Origin of the sequence: Streptomyces sp. NPDC050617 (genome assembly GCF_040654795.1) — a bacterium.
Taxonomy (GTDB): domain Bacteria; phylum Actinomycetota; class Actinomycetes; order Streptomycetales; family Streptomycetaceae; genus Streptomyces.
Genome location: NZ_JBFAIS010000033.1, coordinates 57,392 through 80,493, shown reverse-complemented (window position 1 = coordinate 80,493; position 23,102 = coordinate 57,392). Strand labels below are relative to the sequence as shown.

The following is a 23,102-nucleotide window of genomic DNA, read 5'->3' as shown; positions in this document are numbered from 1 at the left end:
CCGCCCCTCCCGCACGCACCGTGTGTTCCGGCGGCTGTCCGCCGGTGCGCGAAGTCTCCCGCGGCCGTTCCGCCCCCGCCTCCGAATGCCATGAGCTGCCCGCTTCGACCGGCCGGATGCTCACATGACCACACCATCACGACACTCCCGGCCATCTCCCGCCCCGATTCGATCAACCGGGCGTGGTCACGAACACGGTGCGACATAGTGGCCACCCGCCGTCGCAGCGCGCAGAAGAAGACAGGGGGCCGTTCATGGCTGTCGACAGGTGGTGGTCCAAGGCGCGCGGGTGGCACGGCGGTAACCGGCCCGCCCCGGCGCTGGCGGCGAGCGCCCTCCTCGCCGCGCCCGGTTTCCTGACCGGCTCCTGGTACCCCGGAGTCCTCGCGCTGCTCATCGGCCCCCTGCTGGCCTGCGTCCACCTGGACACGCGGCGCACCGCGGCCGTCGCCGCCTGGTCGCTGCTGCTCGCACTCGCGGCCGGGACCGCGCGGCAGCGCGCGACGACACCGGGCTTCGCGGTGGAATTCCTGATACTGCTGGCGGGCAGCGCGCTCGCCGTCCACAGCGCCGGGCGGCGCACCGCCGCGGAGCACGCGCTGGCGCGTGCCGAGCGGGTGGCCCGCGAGTCCCAGCAGGCGATCCTCCGCCCGGTCTCCGCGCGGCTGGGCGGCGTCGACGTCTGCACCCGCCACCACTGTCCCGTACCGGGGGCCTCGGTGGGCGGAGACCTGTACGACATCGCGCACACCCCGTTCGGCGTACGCCTGCTGATCGGGGACGTACGCGGCCACAGCCTGGCCGCCCTGGGAACCACCGCGGCGGCCATCCGGGCCTTCCGGGACCTGGCCTACCTCACCCCCGGCCTCGCCGACCTGGCCACCGCCATGGACGCCCGGCTCTCCCCGGGCCTGGGCCCGGAGGACTTCGTCACCGCCGTCCTCGCCGAGTTCGCCCCCGGCGAGGTGCGCCTCGTCAACTGCGGCCACCCGCCGCCCGTACGCGTGGGGAAGCGCGTCAGACTCCTGGAGCCCCCGGAGCCCGCGCTCCCCCTGGGCCTGCACCCCACGCCCCGGCAGCACCGCGTCTATCTGCAGAGCGACGACCGGCTGCTGTTCTACACCGACGGCCTGAGCGAGGCCCGCGCCGCCGACGGCACGGACTTCGCCCTGCTCGAACGGGTCGGCGAGGCGCTGTCCGAGCCCTCGCCCGCCGACGCGCTCGACGTCCTGCACGGCATGGTCACCGCCCACACGGGCGGCCCGCCGACCGACGACCTCGCCCTGATCCTCTGCCAGTCGGCCAACGCGACGGCCCTCGCGCCGATCTCCTGACCGGTCCGGGGGAGAGTGGGCCGGGCGGGTCGCGGGGCCTCGCGGAGTCCGAAGCCCGGCCCGGCTCGCCGCTGTCTCAGCCCCCGTCCGACGCGGATACGGGCGCGGGCACGGGCTCCGGGTCGGGGGCGGGCACAGGCTCAGCGGTGGGCGCGGAGACGGACTCCGGGCCGGGCGCGGAGGCGGGCTCCGGGTCCGATCCCGCGCGGCCCGCCGACCACAAGGAGCGCACATGCCCCAGATGGCGGCGCATACACGCCTCCGCCCCCGGCGCGTCGCCGCCGATCAGCAGGTCGAGGAGTTCGAGGTGCTCCTCGGCGGAGGCGACCAGCTCGCCGCTGCGGTCGAGCCCGGTGAGTCCGTAGAGGCGGGCGCGCTTGCGCAGTTCGCCGACGACCTCCACGAGCCGGTCGTTGCCCGCGAGGGCGAGCAGCCGCAGGTGGAAGCGGCGGTCGGCGTCGAGGTAGCCGATCAGGTCGTGCCGGGCCGCCGCCGTCACGATCTCCCGCGCGAGGGGGCGCAGCGCCTCCAGTTCCCCGGCGGGCACGGTGCGGGCGATCTGCCCGACGGTCGGCACCTCGATCAGCGCGCGGATCTCCGTGTACTCGTCCAGGTCCCGCTCGGACATCTCGGTGACCCGGAAGCCCTTGTTCCGTACGGGCTCGACCAGGCCCTCGCGGGCGAGCGCGAGCATCGCCTCGCGTACGGGCGTGGGGGAGACGCCCAGCTCGGCGGCGAGGACGGGGGCGGAGTAGACGGCGCCGACGCGGAGTTCGCCGGCGGTCATCGCGGCGCGCAGGGCGTTCGCCACCTGGTCGCGCAGCCGCTCCTGGACGAGGATCGGGCTTCGCTGCCGCAGATCACCCACAGCGGCCCTCCGTCCTGAGCTCGGCCCGGTGATTATAACTTTCACCTATCACACGCGCACCGATGCCCAGGACGGCCGGGGCGGCGGAGCCGGAGGTCAGCGGAGCGACCGGGCTGCCGCCGCCCCCGTGCTCGTACCGCAGCCGCCCGCCGCGCAGGCGGTGAGCCACCGGTCCCAGTCGGCGTCGTAGCGGGTGCCGATGGTCTCGGTCAGATGGCGTCGGGCGGCCTGCCAGTCGCCCTTCCGATAGGCGGCGAGGACCGCGTCGATGTCGGCGCGGTGGTTCTCCAGCAGATAGCGGACGGCGAGATAGCCCCACCGGTAGACGCGGGTGGTGTCGTCGCCGTACGCGGTGTCGAACACCGCGCTGAGCTTGTAGGTGTGCTTCCCGGCCTCCGCGACGGCCTCGCGGTACGTCTCCTTCCGGTAGGAGTACGAGACGTACTCGGCGAAGCCCTCGATCCACCAGACGGTGGGCGTGGAGACCCCGGCGTTGAAGTCCCCGTACATGTCGAAGCGGCCGTCGAGGTAGTGCGTGTACTCGTGGTTGAGGTTCCAGATCGCGAAGTCGGGCCTCAGCCAGTCGGCCTCGTAGGCGATGAACCGCGGCTGGTTGCCGGCCGCCGCCGGGTCGCCCTCCAGGTACATCCCGCCGTTGTTGGTGTCGATGCCGTAGATGGCCCCGGCGTACGTCTGGTAGTCGGCGGCGGAGTCGAAGACGGTCACCTCGATGGTGGTGTTGCGGTCGTCGGCGACCGGGCCGCTGTCCTTGGCGACGCCGTGGAAGAACGCGTCCTGCCCGCTGAGGCTGGCGCACGTCGCGGCGAGTTCGGCGGCGGTCATCTGCTGGGCGCGGACGGCGATGCTGGGGCCGCAGGTGTGCCGGACGGTGAGCACCGCGTCGGTCAGCCGCTTCTGGAGGTCGCAGACGCCGTACTGGGCGCAGTCCGCCCGGTCGTAGTAGTCGGCCATCTCGGCGACGCCGACCCACAGCGGCGCGGTGCGGCCGGTGATGGCGCTGCGCCGCAGCAGGTCCACGGCGTACGGGCGGGTCCGCTCGCGCAGCGAGGCGTGCTGGAGGAAGCGGCCGAGTTCGCGCCCGGCGTTGGCGGCGAGGTAGCTCTGCTTGCCGCCGAGGAGGTCGAGGTGGGCGGCGGCGAAGTCGTGGAGGGTGCGCAGGACGCCGGGGGCGCGCTCGACGGCGGTGACGAAGGCGGGCACCTGGTGGCCGCGGAAGAGCACGGTGTAGACGTTGTTGACGGCGTTCAGCATCCACCAGGAGGCGTCGTATGAGCTGTCGTAGCCCTTCAGCAGCCGCTCGACGACGTACAGGTAGCGGGCGTTCTCCTGGGCGCTGTCGATCAGCGTGACGGCCTCGGCGAGCGTCTCGCCGTTGGCGTCGGTGACGTCGCGGGAGCGCGGCGCGGCGAAGAACGCGTCGAGCCCGGAGCGGATCGCGGTCCGCAGGGCGGAACCGTACGGGCCGGTGTCGCCGGAGTGGTACCACTGCACGTAATACCCGGCGCGCAGGAACAGCACGAGCTGCGGCAGGCCGGTGGAGCCGTTGCCGGGGTAGGAGGCGGAGCCGTCCCGGAGGGCGTACGCGACGGTGGTCATCTGCGCCTCGCGGAAGGCGCCGCGGGCGTCGGCGCCGGTGAGGGCGAAGAGGGTGTTGACGCAGTCGGTGGTGGCGCCCTTGATCTTGGCGATGAGGGCGCTGCCGGTGTTCCGCGTGAAGTCCGCGATGTCGCAGGCGGCGGCCCGCCGCTCGGGGGACAGGCCCTTCATGGAGGGGCGGGAGTGGCGGACGGGGGCGGAGCGGGGGGTGTGCTCGCGGTAGCGGGCGTCGGCGGGGTCGGTGAGGGGCGGGCGGTCGGCGGGGGCGAGGGGGCGTCCGGACGACGGACGGGGTCCGTCGCCCCTCTGGCCGGCGTCCCTCTGGCCGACGACCGCCTGATCGGCGGTCTCCTGGCCGGCCGACGCCTGGACCGGCCCGGCGAGCAGTCCGCCGCCCAGGCAGAGGGCGGTGGTCAGGGCCGCGAGGCGGCCGAGGCGTCTGTGCACGGTACGGGGTCGCATGTGCTGCCTCCGAGTGACTTGTCATGCACACGTGGGGTGTGTGCCATGTAAAATTTCACACTGCACTGGGAGTTGGGAAGGTGTTGGCGGGCACCGGGCCGAACCGTGAAACGCGCCGGACACCCAAGGGAGTGATACTGGTGTGCCACCGCGGTGCCGCGGCACTGGTGAACGGGCAGATTGACCGGCGAGGATAGGGAACTATGGATAAGCAGCAGGAGTTCGTGCTTCGTACGCTGGAGGAGCGCGACATCCGGTTCGTCCGCCTGTGGTTCACCGATGTGCTCGGCTTCCTGAAATCCGTGGCCGTCGCCCCCGCCGAGCTGGAGCAGGCGTTCGACGAGGGGATCGGCTTCGACGGCTCCGCCATCGAGGGGTTCGCCCGGGTCTACGAATCCGACATGATCGCCAAGCCGGACCCCGGCACGTTCCAGATCCTGCCGTGGCGCGCCGAGGCCCCGGGCACCGCCCGGATGTTCTGCGACATCCTGATGCCGGACGGCTCCCCCTCGTACGCGGACCCGCGCTACGTCCTCAAGCGCATCCTCGCCAAGACCTCCGACCTCGGGTTCACCTTCTACACCCACCCCGAGATCGAGTTCTTCCTGCTCAAGAACAAGCCGGTGGACGGCACCCGCCCGGTGCCCGCCGACTCCTCCGGCTACTTCGACCACACCCCGCAGAACGTCGGCATGGACTTCCGCCGCCAGGCCATCACCATGCTCGAATCCATGGGCATCTCGGTCGAGTTCAGCCACCACGAGGGCGCGCCGGGCCAGCAGGAGATCGACCTGCGGTACGCGGACGCGCTCTCCACCGCCGACAACGTGATGACCTTCCGCCTCGTCATGAAGCAGGTCGCGCTGGAGCAGGGCGTGCAGGCCACCTTCATGCCGAAGCCGTTCTCCGAATACCCCGGCTCCGGGATGCACACCCACCTCTCCCTCTTCGAGGGCGACCGCAACGCGTTCTACGAGTCCGGCGCGGAGTTCCAGCTCTCCAAGGTCGGCCGCTCCTTCATCGCGGGGCTGCTCACGCACGCCGCCGAGATCTCCGCCGTCACCAACCAGTGGGTCAACTCGTACAAGCGCATCTGGGGCGGCGCCAACCGCACCGCGGGCGCCGGCGGCGAAGCTCCCTCGTACATCTGCTGGGGCCACAACAACCGCTCCGCGCTCATCCGCGTACCGATGTACAAGCCCGGCAAGACCGGCTCCACCCGCGTCGAGGTCCGCTCCATCGACTCCGGCGCCAACCCCTACCTCACCTACGCCGTCCTGCTGGCCGCCGGCCTCAAGGGCATCGAGGAGGGCTACGAACTCCCGGCCGGCGCCGACGACGACGTCTGGGCCCTCTCCGACTCCGAACGCCGCGCCATGGGCATCGAGCCGCTGCCCCAGAACCTCGGCGAGGCCATCGACCTGATGGAGCGCAGCGAACTGGTCGCCGAGACCCTCGGCGAGCACGTCTTCGACTTCTTCCTCCGCAACAAGAAGCAGGAGTGGGAGGAGTACCGCTCGGAGGTCACCGCCTTCGAACTGCGCAAGATGCTGCCGGTGCTGTGACGGAGGGCCGCCCCATGACGACGCGCCATCGCGAGACCAAGTTCCGGGCCATCACCGCCGTCCAGCGCCGGATCAACCCGCTGCTCGCCCGGCTGCCGGGCCAGGTCGTCCTGGAGACCACGGGCCGCACGTCCGGCCTGCCCCGCCGCACCCCGGTCGGCGGCCGGCGCACCGGCGACGAGTTCTGGCTCGTCTCCGAATACGGCGAGAAGTCGAACTACGTCCGCAACATCCAGGCCGACCCGCGCGTCCGAGTCCGCCTCAAGGGCCGCTGGCACACCGGGACCGCCCACCTCCTCCCGCAGGACGACCCACGGGCGCGCCTCAGAACCCTCCCGCGCTTCAACAGCGCGGCGGTCCGAGCCTTCGGCACCAACCTGCTGACGGTACGGATCGACCTGGACGGCCGCTGACTCACGGATGCGGCGGGTCCCGGAGCACGGCCGCCAGGGCGAGGAAGAACCACACGGCGACCGCGCCGACGACGAGGGCCAGCACGGTGATGACGATCCGCGCCTTTCGAGGGGTGGGCATGCGGTGCGGTCAGCTCCGTTCCGGTGCGGTGCCGGCCCGTCGGCGGCGCCGGGTCATTTGGCGGCCATCTCGCGCGAGCGGCCGTGCACGTCGAAGTCGCGTGCCAGTCCTGTGGAGTTGAGGCGGGCGATGTCGGCCTGCTCGAAGTTGAACAGGCCGTGCGCGCCGGAGACGTTGCGGCGGTGCTCGCTGGGTATGCCCCAGTCGTACCGCTTCTTCACTTCGACGCGGTAGGCGATGTGTCCGTTCCGCTTCTCGCCGACCGTCCGGTACTGGAAGTGGTTGAGGGCGTAGTACCAGTCCATGCTGGAACCCCCGTCCTTGATCTTCGGCGCGGTCGTCGTCCACGGGGTGCTGAACGTGCCGTCCGGCTTCTTGCGCACGCCGTCCAGCGTGCGGTCGACATCGTGCCGGAACGCCGGAACATCGTCGAGCATCGTGTCCGGGTCGACCTCGTACGACTTGCCGTCGCCGTGCAGGTAGTGGGAGAGCAGTTCGGACGCGTGCCCCCAGTGCTCGATGGTCCGCATGCCCGCTTCGACCGCTTCCAGTTGCTGGAACACCCACCAGTCGTGGAGACCCGCGCCGTCGATGCCGTGCTTCCGGCTCTCCGTCTCGAAGTTGTCCGGCGTACCGAAGATGACCTTGAGGTCGCGGGCCAGCTGCGCGTCCGTCTCCGTGGCGGCCCGCAGCTCCGCCTCGATCTTCCGCTCCAAGCCGGCGGCCTTCTCGTCGCGCTCTTCGACGTGCCGCTTTTCGGCGGGCGAGAGCGGTCCGGGGGCGCGCATCTCGGTCCAGGTGACCTGACCCGTGTCGTTCACCGTCATGCCCGCGTCCAGGGCCTGCTGGATCAGCTCGGCGACGGTGCGCTGGTGCCCCTTGAGTCCGTCGCGGCCGTGTTTCCCGTCGGCCTCCACGTCCATGTACGAGCGCAGGCCGCGCACCTCCGCGTCGAGTGCGTCGAGGTCGAGCACCATCCGCTCGCAGTGGCGCTGTGCGGCCTTCCCGCCCTCACCGCGCCAGTGGTCGCGGCGCAGCGCTCGTACCACGTCGTCGTGGAATTCCGTACGCGCCGTCTTGATCTTGCGGTGGATGACCGCCCAGTCGTCCGCGAAGGTTTCGAGCGCGTCGATATCGAGCTGGGCGAGCTGAGAAACGGTGATCATACGGTCCCCCCCGTCTGCGTATCCGCGTTCCGGGCCCGCGCCTCCCGGTCCGCCTTCCTGGGCTTGTCCGCCCCGGGATCAGCCTTTGATCTGCCGGAAGTCCCGCGCGCGGTCGTGGTCGATACGGGCGTACTCGCCCGCGCTCAACCGGAAGTTGTCCGCCGCCTCGCCCAGCCTGCCGCGCACGAGGCCGTTGAGCTTCTCCCAGCGCTTCTTCATGTCGTCGACGCTGTGCACGAAGCTCCAGCCGGGCGCCGCCGCGGTCAGCGCGCCGAACGCCTCACCGGCCGGTCCCAGGGTGTGGAAGAGCGTCTCCGTCGCGGTGTCGCAGTCGGCCGCCCGGTGCTCCAGCCAGGTGTGCGAGACCTCCAGGTCGGGCGGGCTCCCCCAGGGCGGCATGAGATGCGGCGAGGGGCCGGGGGAGGGGGACGGGGTCGGCCGCGGGTCGCTCGGAGCGCTGCCGGGCGGCGCCGGAGTCGGCGAGGCGCCGGGCGACGGCGTCGGCCCCGGCGAAGGTGTGGACATCGTGCGCCTCCTTACGGAAGTGAACTCACGTCACGTCACGACCGTATCAGCGGCCCCACGAGCCTGACATGTACTCACATCGCATGTGCACAAAGGGAGTTGCTCACTCCGGTGCGCGGTGCGGACGGCGTGTGGCGCGTGCTCAGCTCGGGCCCGCCCCGTGCCACACCGTCGTCGCGTTGCAGAACTCGCGGATGCCGTGGCCCGCCAACTCGCGGCCGTAGCCGGAGCGTTTGATGCCGCCGAAGGGGAAGGCGGGGTGGGAGGCGGTCATGCCGTTGAAGAAGATGCCGCCGGCCTCGATGTCGCGGACGAAGCGGTCTACTTCCGCGGCGTCGCGGGTCCAGACGTTCGAACTCAGGCCGAAGGGCGTGTCGTTGGCGATGTCGATCGCCTCGTCCAGGTTCGCGGCGCGGTAGAGGGTGGCGACCGGGCCGAACGCCTCCTCGCGGTGGATGCGCATGTTGGTGGTGATCTCGGAGAGGACCGTGGGCTCGTAGAACCAGCCGTCCGGGAGGTCCTTGGGGCGGCTGCCGCCGCACAGGGCCCGCGCCCCGTGGCGTACGGCGTCGTCCACGAGCTCCTCCAGGTCGGCGCGGCCCTGTTCCGAGGAGAGGGGGCCGACGTCGGTGGTGTCCTCCAGCGGGTCGCCGACGGTCAGGGCCCGCATGCCCGCCGTGAAGCGCTCCGCGAAGCGGTCGTAGACGTCGGCGTGCACGATGAAGCGCTTGGCGGCGATGCAGGACTGGCCGTTGTTCTGGACGCGGGCGGTGACCGCCGTGGCCGCGGCGCGGTCGACGTCGGCGGACGGCATGACCACGTACGGATCGCTGCCGCCCAGCTCCAGGACGGTCTTCTTGATCTCGTCGCCCGCGATCGAGGCGACCGAGCGGCCGGCTGGCTCACTGCCCGTGAGCGTGGCGGCGGCGACCCGGCCGTCGCGCAGGATCGCCTCGATCGCGCTGGAGCCCACCAGCAGCGTCTGGAAGCAGCCCGCAGGGAACCCGGCGCGGCGGAAGAGGTCCTCCAGATACAGCGCGGTCTGCGGCACGTTCGAGGCGTGCTTGAGCAGGCCCACGTTCCCCGCCATCAGCGCGGGGGCGGCGAACCGCACGACCTGCCAGAGCGGGAAGTTCCACGGCATCACGGCGAGCACCGCGCCCAGCGGCCGGTAGTGCACGCGCGCGTGGGTGGCCCCGGAGTCCCGTACGTCCGCGTCGGCGGGGTGCTCGTCCGCCAGCAGCCCCTCGGCGTGCGCCGCGTACCAGCGCATCGTCTTGACGCACTTCGCCGCCTCCGCGCGCGCCGCGCCGACCGGCTTGCCCATCTCCGTCGTCATCGTGCGGGCGATGTCCGCCTCGTCCTGCTCCAGCAGGTCGGCGGCGCGGCCCAGCAGCCGGGCGCGCTCGGCGAAGCCCGTGGTGCGGTACTGACGGAACGCGGAGTCGGCGGCGGCCAGCCGTCGCTCGATCTCCTCCGGGCCCAGTGCGTCGAACGTCTTGAGCGTCTCGCCGTTCGTGGGGTTCACCGTCGCGATGGGCATGGCTTTCCTTCCGTGCGCTCCTCGCTTGCCGTGCGCTGGTCGTCTGCGCCGCTGTGCCTCTTCGACCTTGCAGCGGGCCCGGCCCCCGCGCAATACGGCGCGCCCGGCCACCCCGGCTTCACCAGGGTTTTACGGTGTATGGGTACGGTGCCCCCGCACGACCCGGCCGCCCGCCGCCATTAGGCTCGTACCGGCCCTTGATCGCGAGTGGCCCACGAGTGATCGCGAGCGGCCGGCGACGAGCGCGGCGTTCGACGGACGGGAGGCGGCGGCATGGCCGTACCGCAGGGTCGCAGGAGCTCCACCTTCACCCGGCTGGTGCGGTACGGGTTCACCGACCCCGCCGGCGCCGAGCGCCTCCTCGACGTGCCCGAACTCTCCACCGTGCGCGCCGACCCCGTGCTGCTCGACGCCCTCGGCGCCGCCGCCGACCCCGACCTCGCGCTGCACGGCCTCGTCCGCATGGTCGAGGCGCAGGAGGACGACGACCGGCGCGCGTTCCTCGACACGCTCATCACCGCCAAACCGCTCCGCGACCGGCTCATCGGCGTGCTCGGCGCGTCCGAGGCGCTCGGCGACCACCTTGCCCGCCACCCCGCCGACTGGCACTCCCTCGTCACCTACGAGTCCGCCGACCTGCACCCCACCACCCCCGAGTTCGAGCGCGAACTCGCCGAGGGCATCTGGGGCGAGCGCGGCGCCGGCCGGCCCCGCCCCGACGCGCTGCGCGCCGCCTACCGCCGGGCCCTGCTGGGCATAGCGGCCCGCGACGTCTGCGGCACCACCGAGGTCGCCGAGACCGCCGCCGAACTCGCCGACCTCGCCACCGCCACCCTGCTCGCCGCCCTGGAGATCGCCTCCGAGGAGCAGCCCACCGACGCCGCCGCGGCCCGCCTCGCCGTCATCGGCATGGGCAAGTGCGGCGGCCACGAACTGAATTACGTCTCCGACGTGGACGTCATCTTCGTCGCCGAACCCAAGGACGGCGTCGAGGAGTCCAAGGCCGTGCAGGCCGCGACCCGGCTCGCCGCCCGGCTCATGCGGCTCTGCTCGGACGTGACGGCCGAGGGCACCATCTGGCCCGTCGACGCCAACCTCCGCCCCGAGGGCCGCAACGGGCCGCTCGTCCGGACCCTCTCCAGCCACCTCGCGTACTACCAGCGGTGGGCCAAGACCTGGGAGTTCCAGGCGCTGCTCAAGGCCCGCCCGATGGCCGGCGACGCCGAACTCGGCCGCGAGTACATCGACGCGGTCACCCCCATGGTCTGGCAGGTCTCCGAGCGCGAGAACTTCGTCCCCGACGTGCAGCACATGCGCCGCCGCGTCATCGAGAACATCCCCGCCGCCCAGATCGACCGCGAACTCAAGCTCGGCCCCGGCGGGCTGCGCGACGTGGAATTCGCCGTACAGCTCCTGCAACTGGTGCACGGCCGCACCGACGCCACCCTCCGCCGCGCCAACACCCTCGCCGCCCTCGCCGCCCTCGCCGCGGGCGGCTACGTGGGGCGCGCGGACGCCGCCTCCCTCGACGCCGCGTACCGCTTCCTGCGCTCCATGGAACACCGCATCCAGCTGCACAAGATGCGCCGCACCCACCTCGTCCCCGACAACGAGGCCGACCTGCGGCGGCTCGGCCGCTCCCTGGCCCGGCCCTTCGGCTGGCCCAGCGGCGTCGAACCCGTCGAGCACCTGCGCAAGGAGTGGAAGCGGCACGCCCGCGAGGTGCGGCGGCTGCACGAGAAGCTCTTCTACCGGCCGCTGCTCGACGCCGTCGCCCAGCTCGAACCCGGCGAGACCCGGCTCAGCGCCAGGGCCGCCGGCCAGCGGCTGGAGGCCCTCGGCTACGCCGATCCGGCCGCGGCCCTGCGCCACCTGGAGGCGCTGTCCTCCGGCGTGACCCGCAAGGCCGCCATCCAGCGCACGCTGCTGCCCGTGCTGCTCGGCTGGTTCGCGGACTCCGCCGACCCGGACGCCGGGCTGCTCAACTTCCGCAAGGTCTCCGACGCGTTGGGCAAGACCCCCTGGTATCTGCGGCTGCTGCGGGACGAGGGCGCCGCCGCCGAGAACCTGGCGCGCGTGCTGTCCGCCGGGCGGCTCGCCCCCGACCTGCTGCTGCGCGCCCCCGAGGCGGTCGCCCTGCTCGGCGCCCCCGACGGGCTGCGGCCGCGCGGCCGGGCCGGGCTGGAACAGGAGGTGCTGGCCGCGGTCGGCCGCGCGGACGGGGCCGAGCAGGCGGTGGCGGCGGCCCGCGGCGTACGGCGCCGCGAGATGTTCCGCACCGCCGCCGCGGACCTCGTCGGCGCGTACGGCACCGAGGGCGTCCCGGCCCGCACCGACCCCGGCGAGGCCCTCGACGCGACCGGCTCCGCCCTCTCCGACCTGACCGCGGCGACCGTCGCGGGCGCCCTGCGCGCCGCCGTACGGGCCGAGTGGGGCGACACCCTCCCGGCCCGCTTCACGGTCATCGGCATGGGCCGGTTCGGCGGCCGGGAGATGAACTACGGATCGGACGCGGACGTGCTGTTCGTGTACGAGCCGCGCGAGGGCGTCGAGGAGCAGGTCGCGGCCAAGGCCGCCTTCGCCGTCGCCACCGAGATGCGCCGCCTTCTCCAGCTCCCCAGCTCCGATCCGCCGCTGCTCATCGACGCCGACCTGCGCCCGGAGGGCAAGACCGGCCCGATGGTGCGGTCCCTGGCGTCGTACGCCGCCTACTACCGGCGCTGGTCGCTGGTGTGGGAGAGCCAGGCGCTGCTGCGGGCCGAGCCGGTGGCCGGCGACGCGGACCTCGGCGAGCGGTTCATCGAGCTGGTGGACCCGCTGCGCTACCCCGCCGAGGGGCTCGGCGAGGACGCGGTGCGCGAGATCCGGCGGCTCAAGGCCCGGATGGAGACCGAGCGGCTGCCGCGCGGCGCGGACCCCACCACCCACACCAAGCTGGGCCGCGGCGGCCTCTCCGACGTGGAGTGGACGGTGCAGCTGATGCAGCTGCGGCGCGGCTGGGAGGCGCCGGGGCTGCGCACCACCCGGACCCGCGAGGCGCTGGCCGCCGCGCACGCCGCCGGCCTCGTACCGGCGGAGGAGGCGCAGACCCTGGACGAGGCGTGGATGCTGGCGTCCCGCGTGCGCAACGCGGTGATGCTGGTACGCGGCCGGCCCGGCGACACCTTCCCCGGCGACAGCCGCGAGCTGGCCGCGGTGGGGCGCTATCTCGGCTACGAGCCGGGGCACGTGGGGGACATGCTGGAGGACTACCGGCGGATCACCCGCAGGGCGCGCGCGGTGGTGGAGGAGCTGTTCTACGGGGCGTGACGGCGGGCGCAGCGGCCTTCGGGGCCGTCGGCTACAGGGTCTCGGCCTTCGCCGCCGCCTGCTCCCCGGCCTTCCGCCGGACGCTCACCGGGGCGGCCTCGGGCTCGGGCTTGATCCCCGACTTCGGCCGGGGCGCGGCCTTCGCCACCGGCCGGCTCGCCACCTGCCGCGACAGCCGGTAGGGGAACGCCCCATACCAGGCGTAGGCGAGGGCGAACCCCACGGCCAGGCAGATCAGCCCGCCGATCGCGTCCAGCCAGAAGTGGTTGGCGGTGGAGACGATGACGGCCAGCGTCGCCACCGGGTAGAGCACACCGAGGATCTTCGCCCACAGGGGGCGCGCCAGCATCGCGATGGTGATGCCGCACCACGTGGACCAGCCGATGTGCATCGACGGCATCGCCGCGTACTGGTTGGACATGTCGGCGAGGTTGCCCGACGCCATCGAGCCCCAGGTGTGGTGGACCACGACCGTGTCGATGAAGGACACGCCGTTCATCAGCCGGGGCGGGGCGAGCGGGTAGAAGTAGTAGCCGACGAGCGCGAAGGCGGTGGTGGCGAAGAGCACCAGGCGGGTCGCCGCGTACCGGCCGGGATGGCGGCGGTAGAGCCACACCAGCACGCCGATCGTCATGATGAAGTGCAGCGTCGCGTAGTAGTAGTTCATGCCCACGATGAGCCACGTCACCGAGTCCACGGCCCGGTTGATCGTGTTCTCGACCGCTATGTGCAGGGTTTGCTCGGCCTGCCAGATCCAGTCGGCGTTCTGGAGGGCCTTGGCCTTCTGCTCGGGGACCGCGTTGCGGATCAGCGAATACGTCCAGTAGCTGACCGCGATCAGCAGGATCTCGAACCAGAGACGGGGCCTGCGCGGGGCGCGAAGACGCTGCATGAGCGTGCGGTTCTCCGCCGGCCGGCCCGCGCGCTCCTCGATGGGTGGCGGGGTGGCCGATCGGCCTTCCGGAGTCCTCACGTGCGCTTCACCCATAGGAATACAGTCTGCCAGACCGAGCCGAAGCGCAGATCATCCCCAGGTCGGTTCTTACCTGCTTTCAAGGTCGTCCTGAAGGCGGTCCCGACCCTTGGGGGCAGCGGCCGTCGAGCCCCTGACCACCGGTTCCGGCAGCATGGCGGACTCGGCTCGCGGAGCGGGGGCGTCCCCTGTCTCCTCGGTCCTCCGCCGTACGGGCGCGAACCGGCGGGGCCAGGGCGCCGGCCCCATTCTCCGGTGACCCAGTGCCGCCAAACGGGTGACCCCCGGCCGGGCCGCCGCCCGGCCGTCGGGGGAGCCGAAGGGCGGGCGGCGACGGCGTATACCCCCGGCGGGTGGCCGCGGCGGCGCCGGGCCCGCCGTCGAGCCCCCGGCTGACGGCGGCCGCGCCGACCCTCGCCCGGGCCGCGCCGCGGGCGAGCCGGGCGGTCAGCGGCGCGGGCCGCGCCGGCCGCATCCCGGACCGCCCGCTCAGACCGCCCACCACACGCACGCGTCGGCCGGGATGCGGACCGCGCCGCCGCCGAACTCCAGCGGCGCGGTGGCCAGCACCGGGCGGCCCGGCACCGGGAGTTCGGCCTCGGCGGCCAGTGTGTTGAGTGTGCAGACGAAGCCGGGCCGGGACAGCGCCAGCACCCCCTCCGGCGCGGGCAGCCACTCCATCGGGCCGTCGCCCAGCCCCGGCAGCGCCCGGCGCAGCGCGAGCGCCGAGCGGTACAGCTCCAGCGTCGAGCGCGGGTCGCCGGACTGCGCCTCGACCGACAGCTCCCGCCACCGCGCGGGCTGCGGCAGCCAGCTGCCCCCGGGCCCGAAGCCGTACGGGGCGGAGTCGCCCGACCACGGGATCGGCACCCGGCAGCCGTCCCGGGTGCCGTCCTGTCCGCTGCGCTCCGCCGCCTCTCCCTCGGCCCCCTCGGCCCCCTCGGCTCCCCCGGCGGAATCACCGCTCGCGCGGCGGAGGAACGCCGGGTCCCGGCGCGCCTCGTCGGGCAGGTCCTCCACCTCCGGCAGCCCCAGCTCCTCGCCCTGGTAGACATAGGCCGAGCCGGGCAGCGCCAGCATCAGCAGCGACGCGGCCCGCGCCCGGCGCAGCCCCCGCTCGCCGCCCCCGTACCGGGTGGTGTGGCGCACCACGTCGTGGTTGGAGAGCACCCAGGTGGCGGGCGCGCCCACGGAGCCGGTGGCGGCCAGCGACTCGTCGATGACCTCCCGCATCGCGGCCGCGCCCCACGGGCACAGCAGGAACTGGAAGTTGAACGCCTGGTGCAGTTCGTCGGGGCGTACGTACAGCGCGAGCCGCTCGGCCGTCGGGGCCCACGCCTCCGCCACCCCGATCCGCTCGCCGTCGTAGCCGTCCAGCAGCCGCCGCCAGGAGCGGTGGATCTCGTGCACGCCGTCCTGGTCGAAGAAGGGCAGCACCTGCGTGCCGATCATCTTCGCCTGCTCGCCGCGGCCGATGTCGGGCAGCCCGGCGGCCTTGACCATGCCGTGCGCCACGTCGATCCGGAACCCGTCCACGCCCAGGTCCAGCCAGAACCGCAGGACGGACGCGAACTCCCGCGCCACCTCCGGATTGTCCCAATTGAGGTCGGGCTGCTCGGGGGCGAAGAGATGGAGGTACCACTCGCCCGGGGCCCCGTCGGCGCCGGCCGTGCGCGTCCAGGCGGGGCCGCCGAACACGGACTCCCAGTCGTTGGGCGGGAACTGGCCCCGCTCGCCTCTCCCCGGACGGAAGTGGTAACGCTCGCGGGCCGGACCCCCGTGCCGGTCCGCGAGCGCGGCTCGAAACCAGGCGTGCTGATCGGAGGTGTGGTTGGGCACGATGTCGACGATGACCCGCAGGCCCAGCCGGTGCGCCTCCCGTACCAGCCCGTCGGCGTCGGACAGGTCCCCGAACAGCGGGTCCACCGACCGGTAGTCGGCGACGTCGTAGCCGCCGTCCGCCTGCGGCGAGGCGTAGAACGGCGTCAGCCAGACCGCGTCCACGCCCAGTTCCGCGAGGTGCGGCAGCCGGTCGCGGACCCCGCGCAGATCGCCGACGCCGTCGCCGTCGCTGTCGGCGAACGAGCGCACGTACACCTGGTAGATGACGGCGCTGCGCCACCAGCCGGCGGCCCGGCGGGCGCTCGGGTCGTGGACGGGGGACGCGAGATCCTGGGTCATGCGGTTTCCTGTCGGGCGGGCCCGGTCAACGGGGCGTCAGGTACATGCGGATGGAACGGGCGGGTTCGTCGCGCCGGCGCGCTGTCCGGCTGTTCCGGCTGTTCCGGCTATGAGGTCAACGCGGGGCGCGCGCGTCGGTGACGGTCAGCCCTTGGTGCCTCCCGCCGTGAGCCCGGCGACCAGATGGCGCTGTACGAGGAAGAAGACGAACCCGGCCGGGACGGTGATCAGGACGGCCGCCGCAGTCATCAGCCCCCACTCGGCCTTCTGCTGGCCGACGAAGGTCTGGAGCCCCACGGCGAGGGTGTAGCGCCGCTCGCTGCTCATGAACTGGGTGGCGAACGCGACCTCGCCCCACGCGGTGATGAAGGAGTAGAAGGCGGTGACCGCGAGGCCCGGCCGGGCCAGCGGGACGATCAGCCGCCAGAAGGCGCCGAACGGGGACAGGCCGTCGACCCGCCCCGCCTCGTCGATCTCGACGGGGATGGTGTCGAAGTAGCCCTTGAGCATCCAGGCGCAGAACGGCACCGAGACGGAGCAGTAGGTGACGATGAGACCGGGGTAGGAGTCGAGGAGCTTGAGCGTCCCCAGAATGTTGTACAGCGGCACGATCAGCACCGCCATGGGGAACATCTGGACGACCAGGAAGGTCCACATCAGCGGGCGGTGGCCGGGGAACCGCATCCGCGAGACCGCGTACCCCGCGCTCGCCGCGACCAGCACGCCCAGCACCGTCGCGCCCAGCGCCACGAGCACCGAGTTGCGGAACCAGGTGAGGAACTCGGTGTGCGCCAGCACATGGCCGTAATTGGCGAGCGTGAAGCCGACGAACCGCATCGGCTCCTGCCAGCCGTCCCGGCCGCGCAGCGACACGAAGACCACGAAGAGGACGGGGAACGCGGCGATCAGGGCGGCGGCGGTCAGCGTCGCGTGCAGCGCGACGGACGCCCCGCGGGACCGCGCGCCCCGCGCCCGTACGGCCCGGGGCGGGCTCACCGGGCGCTCTCCTGCCGGGTGAGCAGCCGCCGGTAGAACACGGCGAAGACCAGCAGCAGCGAGAGGATGAAGATGCCGTACGTGGCCGAGCCCGCGTAGTCGCGCACGCCCTGGAAGGCCAGCCGGTAGGAGTACGTCACCAGGATCTCGCTCTCGGAGCTCGCGCCCTGCCCGATCAGCAGGTAGATGACCTGGAACATGTTGAACGTCCAGATGACGCCCAGCAGGATCACCGTCCCGCTGACCGGCTTCAGCCCCGGCAGCGTCACATGCCGGAACCGCTGCCACGGCGTCGCGCCGTCCACCTCGGCGGCCTCGTGCAGCTCGGACGGGATCGACTGGAGGCCGCCGAGGATCGCGACCATCATGAACGGCACGCCCAGCCACACATTGACCGCGACCGCCGACACCTTCTGGAGCAGCCCGTCGCCGAGCCAGTCGACCGCGCCTACGCCGAGCTTCTCCAGGACGGCGTTGAGCACGCCGTACTTCTCGTTGAACATCAGCCGCCAGGAGAACGTCGCGACGAACGCCGGGACCGCCCACGGCAGGATCAGCAGCACCCGGTACAGACCGCGGAACCGCATCGGGCGGTTGAGCAGCAGCGCGAGCCCGAGGCCGATGGTGTAGTGGAAGAAGACGCAGGACCCGGTCCAGACGACGGTCCACGCCAGCCGCCCGTAGAAGTGGCCCTCCTGCCCGGAGAGGACCTTCCAGTAGTTGTCGAGGCCGACGAAGCGGTAGGTGGCCGGGATGTGGTTGACGCCGATGGTCCGGGCGACGTTCGCCTCGTCGGCGTCGGTGAAGGAGAGGAAGACGCCGCGCCCCAGCGGATAGCCGACGAGCACCGCGAGCACCACGACCACCGGCAGCACCATCGCCCACGCGTACCAGTACGTGTCGAAGGAGCGCCGCAGCCGGCGGAACGGGCCGGGGCCCGCCGGGCGCGGGGGCCCGGTACCGGATGCGGCAGTGGACATGGCTCCGCGGCTTTCGTCGGTCGGGGCGGGCTCCGCGTCCCGGGGTCGGCGAACGCGGTGGAACCGGCTCGGCGGGGCGGGCGCGTGGGAGCGTACGGGCCGGTGGCCGTACTCCCCCCGACCGGCCGAGCCGGAGTCGACTGGGCGTGCCCGGCGGCTACTTCCGGATCTCGTAGTCCTTGAGCAGCGTGGCCTTCCACGCCTTCGCGGTGGCGTCCAGCCCCGCCTTCGGGTCCTCCTTGAGCGTGAGGATCTTCGTGTAGTGCTGTAGCCAGTCGGTGAACAGGTCGCCGCCCTGCGGGATCGCCGGGCGCGGGTGCGCCGTGACCAGCGCGCGGCGGTAGGCGTCGCGCACCGGATCGGCCAGCACGCCCTTGGTGTACGCCGACTTGCGGGTCGGCAGCACGCCGACGGAGGTCGCGGCCGTCTCCTGCCGGGCCGCGTCGGTCATGAACCGCACGAAGAGGTACGCGGCGTCGAAGTTCTTCGACCCGGCGTAGACGGCGAGGTTGTGGCCGCCGACGGGGGCGCCCGCGACGCCGGTGGAACCGGCCGGTACGGGCGCGATGCCCAGGTTCGTACGGTCGCGGTAGGCGGCGCCGCCGAAGATCTCCTTCGTCGCCCAGGGGCCGTCGATCAGCATCGCCAGCCGGCCGTTCTTGAAGTCGGTCTTGAGGTTGTTGTAGCCGTCGGTCCCGGCGGGCTTCGGCGCGGCCCCGGACCTGACCAGGTCGACGGCGGTCTCGATGCCCTTGAGCGACGCGGCGTCGGCGATGGTGATCTGCTTCCTGGCGACGTCGACCAGGTCGCTCTTCTCGCCGTAGAGGAACGGCAGGGAGTAGTAGCTGTCCGGGTTGAGCCCGATGCCGCCCGCCCCCGTCCGCGCCTTGATCTTCGCGGCGGCGGTCTTGACCTCCTGCCAGTTCGCCGGCGGCCCGGCGACGCCCGCCCGCTTGAGCAGGTCCTTGTTGTACATGAGGCCGAGCGTGTCGGTGACCTGCGGGACGCCGTAGGTCTTGCCGTTGTACGCGGCGTTCTTCAGCGGCCCTTCGAGGAAGTCGCCGCGCTCGGACAGCGCCGGGGTGCCGGTGAGGTCCTTGAGATAGCCGAGCTGCGCGAACCCCGGCGTCCAGCCCACGTCGGAACGGAGCACGTCCGGCGCGCCCCGGCCGCTCTGCGCCGCCGTCTTGAACTTCTGCTGCGCCTGGTCGAACGGCACATTGACGTAGTCGACCGAGATCTTCGGGTACTTCTTCTCGAACGCCGAGACCAGCTTCCGGAACGTCGGCGCCTCATTGGTCGCGTCCGAGGTGTCCCACCAGGTGACGGTCCCGGAGACGCTCCCCGGCTCCTTCGCCGCCTTGGAGCCGCTCCCCTCGTCCGCCCCGCCGCCGCCCCCTCCGCACGCCGCCGCGCCCAGCGCCAGCGCCCCCACGGCGACAGCGGTGGAAAAGCCTCTGCGCATGGGTTCCCCTCTCCCGAGGGCCGGCCCGCCCCTGGAGGGTCCGGGCTGGGGAGGAAGCTAACAGGTCGCCATCCCTCGCGAAAGGGCTTGCAACGCGGAGAACACGCCAACTCACGCACAGGAAAAGGGCCTTGTTCAGCCGGGGAAGCGGAGCGGTCAGCTCGCGGCGGGCTGCGGCGCGAGAGCCGTGAGCCGCCCCACGAGGTCCCCGAACGGGCCGTCGGCGGGCTCGTCCGCGAGCATGCGGCGCAGGACCTCCGCCATCTCCTCGTCGTACGCCGCGCTCACCGCCGCCAACGCCGCCAGATCGTGCACCAGTTGCAGCTCCAGCTCGCGCCGCGCGAGCTGCCGCCCGTCGAGCCACAGCAGCGCCGTCGTCTCGGCGAGGGAGATCCAGGAGCGGACCACCAGCTCCATGCGCGGCCCGGGCCGCGCCAGCCCGAGATGGGCGGTGATCTGCTCGTACGCGGCCTGCCGCACGCCGTCGATCATCGCGCCGGCCGCCGCCGAACCGGCCGCTGGGCCGCCCCGCATCAGCGCGGTGAAGCCGGGGCCGTGGTCCTCGACGAAGTCGAAGAAGCGGTGCGTGACGCGCAGCAGCCGCGCGCCGAGCGGGCCTTCGCGCGGCTCGACGAAGAGCGCGGCCAACTGCTCGCCCGCGCGGCGCAGCGCGGCCTCGTACAGGCTCTGCTTGCCGGGGAAGTAGTGGTAGACCAGCGGCCGCGATATCCCGGCGGCCTCCGCTATCTCGTCGATCGAGACGTCCTCGGGGGAGCGGCGGCCGAAGAGCCCGAGCGCCACCGAGATCAGCTGATCCCGCCGCTGCTCGACGCCCATCCTGCGGCGTACCCCGGTCGTCATGCGGACCACTCTAACGACCGGGTCGCGCGGAGGTCTTGGCCGGTGCCCAACCTGTGATCTTGTCGTGTCCCTTCGTATGGGCGCCGTGTCAGTGCAGCGGCGTGAGCTTCTTCCCGTTCGTCAGCCGCGCGCTCAGCTTCGCCCGCGCGCCGTCCTTCGCCGGTACGGCCAGCAGATGGCCCGGCGCGCTGCCGCGCACCCCGCCCGTGGCGGTGATCGAGGCGACCCGGGGGCTGCCCGCCGCGAGCAGATACCACTGGCCGGCCGGCGACTTCCACAGCGCGCCCGCCAGCGCCGTCGGGTCGTGCGGGCCGCACGACCGCGAACCCGCGGAGCGGGCGACGAGTGCGCCGGGCGCGCCCGGCGCGGCGTTCGGCGGCCGGAACAGGGCCAGCGCCTGGCTGCCGCCGCCCCGCCAGGTCTCGGTCCGCGTGCAGGCCCACTCGGCGCTCCCGGCGCCGCCGGGCAGCGGCTGCGTCGCGAACCGCCAGGAGTTCACAGACCGCACGCCCTGCCCGCGCACCCCCGCCAGATGACAGGCCGCGTGGGCCCAACTCGCCCGCCCCGCCGCGTTGTTCACGTCATGGCCGTCGCCGGTCTTCGGGCTGCCGTAGGTGAGCCGGGCCGGGAACAGCTCGCCGAGGTCGGTCACCAGCCGGTCGCCGAGCTGGAGCGCGGGCCAGTTCTCGCAGTTCTGCGCCCCGGCGGCCGGGCTCGGCACCGGGTCGGTCACGCCGTCGGCGGAGCGGTGCAGCGGCCGGGCCGCCGCGGTCGGCTTGAGCAAGTCGCGTACGGCCGTGTCCTTCACCCAAGGGGCCGTCAGATAGCGGACGTTGCCGTCCACGCGCGCCACGACGAGGGCGGTCGCCGAGGCCGCGTCCGCGGCGTCGGCGCGCGCGAAGTCCAGGGCCACCAGCGACGCCTTGCCGCTCTTGGGCTCGGCGTAGCGCACCACGCGCAGCCCGTCGTGGAGGATCACGACGGCCACCGAGCCGACCTCGCCCGCGTACAGCAGTTGGGGCGGGCCGGGCGGCGGGCCGGGGAGGGTGCCGGGCGTCGCCGACGCCCGCGTGTCGCGGCCCGGCCGTGCCCAGACGGCCAGCGCCCGGTGCAGCAGCTCCGCGTCGCCGACCCGGTTGCCGCGCTCGGGCCAGGTGGAGAAGTCGCCGCGGTCCGCGGTCTTCCACGCGGTCGGCGCGGCCCGGGTCAGGCTCGCCGGGTCCAGGGCCCGCTCGGCGGCCGCGTTGCGCGCGTACGGCGGGGCCGCCGCGCCGTCCGGGCCCCAGCCGGAGCCGGGCAGGCTCAGCAGCGTGCCGCACACGGCGACGGCGGCCAGCGCCGCGATCGCCGCGCGGGAGTGCTGGCGGCGGCGCATCAGGTCGGTCGGCCGCGCCTGAAGCGAGCAGGGGTCGAACTCCGGTGCGGTCAGCAGCGATTCGGCCCGGCTGCCGGCGGGCAGCTCGACCGCGTCCGCCTCGTCGAGCGCCGCGTCCGGGTCGTCGACCCCGGCGGCGTCCAGCGCGCGCAGCGCGTCCAGCTCGCCCATCCGCTCCAGCGCGCGCAGCACGTACGCCGCGCGGCCCGGCCCGGACAGCGCGGACAGCGCCTGCTCCAGGGCGAGTTCCTCGGCCCCGCCCGAGCGCGGGAACAGCCGCAGCCCCCATACCCGCGGCAGCGGCGGCGGCAGCTGTCCGGGCCGCGGCGGCTGCCAGCGCTTGCGAGGGCGTCCCGCCGCCAGCGCCGCGCGCACCACCCTGATCCGTACGAACGCGTACCCCGGATCGGTGCGCGCGCCGTCGGGCGTGCGCGGCGCGGGCAGGCCGTGCCCGGTGGCCGCCGCCCGGTTGCGCGGCAGGGCCCGCTGGGCGACGGCGTGCGCGGTCAGTACCCGGCGCTTGCGACCGAGCTCCGGCGGGAGGACGAGGTATCCGAGCCGTACCAGGCGCGGATAGTGCTCCATGAGCGCGGCTTCGGCCTGCTCGACGTCGATGGGGGTGATGACCTCGGGACGGGGGGTTGTCGCCTGCTGTTCCACATTCGGAAGAACGAGTGAATGGTGGGATGGTCACCGCACCCGTTCGTGGGGTCCGGCCTCCCGGAAGCGTTTGTTCCGCCGATCGTGGCTGATGGGGAGCGTGAGCCCGAGCACGAGCGCGACGAGGTGCCCGGCGTCGGTGAACGTCCGCTCCCCGCACAGGAGAGGGCGCACGCCGAGTGCGAGGAGGGCCCCGGTCGCGGCCGTACGCGCCGGGCCGCGCGGCAGCGTCCGCGCGAGCGCGCCGACGACGGCGTTGAACCCGTAGCTGGGGCCGACGTCGATCGCCGAGCGCGTGCGCGGGTCCGTGCCGGGGGCGGCGCGCAGCCCGGCGTACACCAGCAGGCTCGCGCCGGCGTGCCCGTACGCGAACACGCCCGCCGCTCGCCACGCGCCGTGCGCGTACTCGGCGTGGCCGAGGACAGCCAGGAGCAGCAGCGCGTACGGGAGCTCCATCGGCTCCTCGACGAGCACGGCGCTGGCGGCGAGCGTGTCCCAGCGGCCGCGGCGCAGATTGTCGACGTTGGTCGAGCAGCCGCGCAGCAGCCGCCGCCGGGCGGCGGGCGCGACACGGCGCAGGGCGTACGCGCCGAGCTGCACGCCCCCTACGTACGCGGGGGCGAGCCGGGGCATCCGGGAGAGTGCGGTGAACATCCGCCCATGATCAGCGGTATCGGGCACCGGACAC

Annotated in this window: 17 protein-coding genes; 4 read left to right on the top strand and 13 right to left on the bottom strand. The window is 73.0% G+C overall.

Going from position 1 to position 23,102, the window contains the following annotated elements; all coding sequences use genetic code 11:
* Positions 1 to 254: 254 nt before the first annotated feature.
* On the top strand, positions 255 to 1,334 hold the full coding sequence (locus tag AB0I49_RS32735; protein ID WP_363230803.1) for a PP2C family protein-serine/threonine phosphatase: 1,080 nt from the start codon (positions 255 to 257) through the stop codon (positions 1,332 to 1,334).
* A 76-nt stretch (positions 1,335 to 1,410) separates the two neighbouring features.
* On the opposite strand, the gene AB0I49_RS32730 is transcribed toward AB0I49_RS32735, so the two are convergent.
* Positions 1,411 to 2,202, bottom strand: coding sequence for an FCD domain-containing protein (locus AB0I49_RS32730; RefSeq protein ID WP_363230802.1), 792 nt, complete (start codon positions 2,200 to 2,202; stop codon positions 1,411 to 1,413).
* A 96-nt stretch (positions 2,203 to 2,298) separates the two neighbouring features.
* Entirely contained in the window at positions 2,299 to 4,281 is a 1,983-nt protein-coding gene (locus AB0I49_RS32725; RefSeq protein WP_363230800.1) for a collagenase, read from the bottom strand.
* A gap of 203 nt (positions 4,282 to 4,484) precedes the next feature.
* Here AB0I49_RS32725 and AB0I49_RS32720 point away from each other — a divergent pair, with 203 nt between their 5' ends.
* Positions 4,485 to 5,846 carry a glutamine synthetase family protein gene (locus AB0I49_RS32720; RefSeq protein ID WP_363132796.1) on the top strand — a complete coding sequence of 454 codons (1,362 nt, stop codon included), beginning with the start codon at positions 4,485 to 4,487 and terminating at the stop codon, positions 5,844 to 5,846.
* A gap of 14 nt (positions 5,847 to 5,860) precedes the next feature.
* A complete protein-coding gene (locus tag AB0I49_RS32715; RefSeq protein WP_363230799.1) occupies positions 5,861 to 6,259 on the top strand; it encodes a nitroreductase/quinone reductase family protein in 399 nt (132 codons plus the stop codon).
* Between the two features lie 174 nt (positions 6,260 to 6,433).
* Here AB0I49_RS32715 and AB0I49_RS32710 read toward each other — a convergent pair whose 3' ends face one another.
* The 3 genes from AB0I49_RS32710 to AB0I49_RS32700 all read right to left on the bottom strand — a co-directional run bounded on the left by AB0I49_RS32710 (position 6,434) and on the right by AB0I49_RS32700 (position 9,614).
* Positions 6,434 to 7,546 carry a hypothetical protein gene (locus AB0I49_RS32710; protein ID WP_363230798.1) on the bottom strand — a complete coding sequence of 371 codons (1,113 nt, stop codon included), beginning with the start codon at positions 7,544 to 7,546 and terminating at the stop codon, positions 6,434 to 6,436.
* Positions 7,547 to 7,624: 78 nt separating this feature from the next.
* Complete coding sequence (locus AB0I49_RS32705; protein ID WP_363230797.1) at positions 7,625 to 8,071, bottom strand: hypothetical protein; 447 nt, start codon at positions 8,069 to 8,071, stop codon at positions 7,625 to 7,627.
* A 142-nt stretch (positions 8,072 to 8,213) separates the two neighbouring features.
* Positions 8,214 to 9,614 (bottom strand): NADP-dependent succinic semialdehyde dehydrogenase, encoded by a 1,401-nt coding sequence (locus AB0I49_RS32700; protein WP_363230796.1) that lies wholly within the window; start codon positions 9,612 to 9,614, stop codon positions 8,214 to 8,216.
* 273 nt (positions 9,615 to 9,887) lie between these two features.
* On the opposite strand from AB0I49_RS32700, the gene AB0I49_RS32695 reads away from it, so the two are divergent.
* Positions 9,888 to 12,923: a bifunctional [glutamine synthetase] adenylyltransferase/[glutamine synthetase]-adenylyl-L-tyrosine phosphorylase gene (locus AB0I49_RS32695; RefSeq protein WP_363230795.1), complete on the top strand. Its 3,036-nt coding sequence runs from the start codon at positions 9,888 to 9,890 to the stop codon at positions 12,921 to 12,923.
* A 31-nt stretch (positions 12,924 to 12,954) separates the two neighbouring features.
* Here AB0I49_RS32695 and AB0I49_RS32690 read toward each other — a convergent pair whose 3' ends face one another.
* The 8 genes from AB0I49_RS32690 to AB0I49_RS32655 all read right to left on the bottom strand — a co-directional run bounded on the left by AB0I49_RS32690 (position 12,955) and on the right by AB0I49_RS32655 (position 23,068).
* Positions 12,955 to 13,911 (bottom strand): phosphatase PAP2 family protein, encoded by a 957-nt coding sequence (locus tag AB0I49_RS32690; protein ID WP_363230794.1) that lies wholly within the window; start codon positions 13,909 to 13,911, stop codon positions 12,955 to 12,957.
* A gap of 474 nt (positions 13,912 to 14,385) precedes the next feature.
* Entirely contained in the window at positions 14,386 to 16,077 is a 1,692-nt protein-coding gene (locus tag AB0I49_RS32685) for a glycoside hydrolase family 13 protein (RefSeq protein ID WP_363230793.1), read from the bottom strand.
* Positions 16,078 to 16,221: 144 nt separating this feature from the next.
* Positions 16,222 to 17,073: a carbohydrate ABC transporter permease gene (locus AB0I49_RS32680; RefSeq protein WP_363230792.1), complete on the bottom strand. Its 852-nt coding sequence runs from the start codon at positions 17,071 to 17,073 to the stop codon at positions 16,222 to 16,224.
* Complete coding sequence (locus AB0I49_RS32675; protein ID WP_363230791.1) at positions 17,070 to 18,053, bottom strand: sugar ABC transporter permease; 984 nt, start codon at positions 18,051 to 18,053, stop codon at positions 17,070 to 17,072. The genes AB0I49_RS32680 and AB0I49_RS32675 overlap by 4 nt, the downstream gene beginning before the upstream one ends.
* Positions 18,054 to 18,210: 157 nt before the next feature.
* Positions 18,211 to 19,518 carry an extracellular solute-binding protein gene (locus AB0I49_RS32670; RefSeq protein WP_363230790.1) on the bottom strand — a complete coding sequence of 436 codons (1,308 nt, stop codon included), beginning with the start codon at positions 19,516 to 19,518 and terminating at the stop codon, positions 18,211 to 18,213.
* 156 nt (positions 19,519 to 19,674) lie between these two features.
* Positions 19,675 to 20,379, bottom strand: coding sequence for a TetR/AcrR family transcriptional regulator (locus AB0I49_RS32665; protein ID WP_363230789.1), 705 nt, complete (start codon positions 20,377 to 20,379; stop codon positions 19,675 to 19,677).
* A gap of 88 nt (positions 20,380 to 20,467) precedes the next feature.
* Positions 20,468 to 22,414: a hypothetical protein gene (locus AB0I49_RS32660; RefSeq protein ID WP_363230788.1), complete on the bottom strand. Its 1,947-nt coding sequence runs from the start codon at positions 22,412 to 22,414 to the stop codon at positions 20,468 to 20,470.
* Between the two features lie 30 nt (positions 22,415 to 22,444).
* Complete coding sequence (locus tag AB0I49_RS32655; protein ID WP_363230787.1) at positions 22,445 to 23,068, bottom strand: rhomboid-like protein; 624 nt, start codon at positions 23,066 to 23,068, stop codon at positions 22,445 to 22,447.
* Positions 23,069 to 23,102 lie beyond the last annotated feature (34 nt).

What these genes read in the sequence shown, in the direction of transcription:
- AB0I49_RS32715 (WP_363230799.1), top strand. Translation starts at nt 5,861, where the DNA reads ATGACGACGCGCCATCGCGAGACCAAGTTCCGGGCCATCACCGCCGTC.
- AB0I49_RS32710 (WP_363230798.1), bottom strand. Translation starts at nt 7,546, where the DNA reads ATGATCACCGTTTCTCAGCTCGCCCAGCTCGATATCGACGCGCTCGAA.
- AB0I49_RS32705 (WP_363230797.1), bottom strand. Translation starts at nt 8,071, where the DNA reads ATGTCCACACCTTCGCCGGGGCCGACGCCGTCGCCCGGCGCCTCGCCG.
- AB0I49_RS32700 (WP_363230796.1), bottom strand. Translation starts at nt 9,614, where the DNA reads ATGCCCATCGCGACGGTGAACCCCACGAACGGCGAGACGCTCAAGACG.
- AB0I49_RS32665 (WP_363230789.1), bottom strand. Translation starts at nt 20,379, where the DNA reads ATGACGACCGGGGTACGCCGCAGGATGGGCGTCGAGCAGCGGCGGGAT.
- AB0I49_RS32655 (WP_363230787.1), bottom strand. Translation starts at nt 23,068, where the DNA reads ATGTTCACCGCACTCTCCCGGATGCCCCGGCTCGCCCCCGCGTACGTA.
- AB0I49_RS32670 (WP_363230790.1), bottom strand. Translation starts at nt 19,518, where the DNA reads ATGCGCAGAGGCTTTTCCACCGCTGTCGCCGTGGGGGCGCTGGCGCTG.
- AB0I49_RS32735 (WP_363230803.1), top strand. Translation starts at nt 255, where the DNA reads ATGGCTGTCGACAGGTGGTGGTCCAAGGCGCGCGGGTGGCACGGCGGT.
- AB0I49_RS32720 (WP_363132796.1), top strand. Translation starts at nt 4,485, where the DNA reads ATGGATAAGCAGCAGGAGTTCGTGCTTCGTACGCTGGAGGAGCGCGAC.
- AB0I49_RS32695 (WP_363230795.1), top strand. Translation starts at nt 9,888, where the DNA reads ATGGCCGTACCGCAGGGTCGCAGGAGCTCCACCTTCACCCGGCTGGTG.
- AB0I49_RS32675 (WP_363230791.1), bottom strand. Translation starts at nt 18,053, where the DNA reads ATGTCCACTGCCGCATCCGGTACCGGGCCCCCGCGCCCGGCGGGCCCC.
- AB0I49_RS32725 (WP_363230800.1), bottom strand. Translation starts at nt 4,281, where the DNA reads ATGCGACCCCGTACCGTGCACAGACGCCTCGGCCGCCTCGCGGCCCTG.
- AB0I49_RS32690 (WP_363230794.1), bottom strand. Translation starts at nt 13,911, where the DNA reads ATGGGTGAAGCGCACGTGAGGACTCCGGAAGGCCGATCGGCCACCCCG.
- AB0I49_RS32685 (WP_363230793.1), bottom strand. Translation starts at nt 16,077, where the DNA reads ATGACCCAGGATCTCGCGTCCCCCGTCCACGACCCGAGCGCCCGCCGG.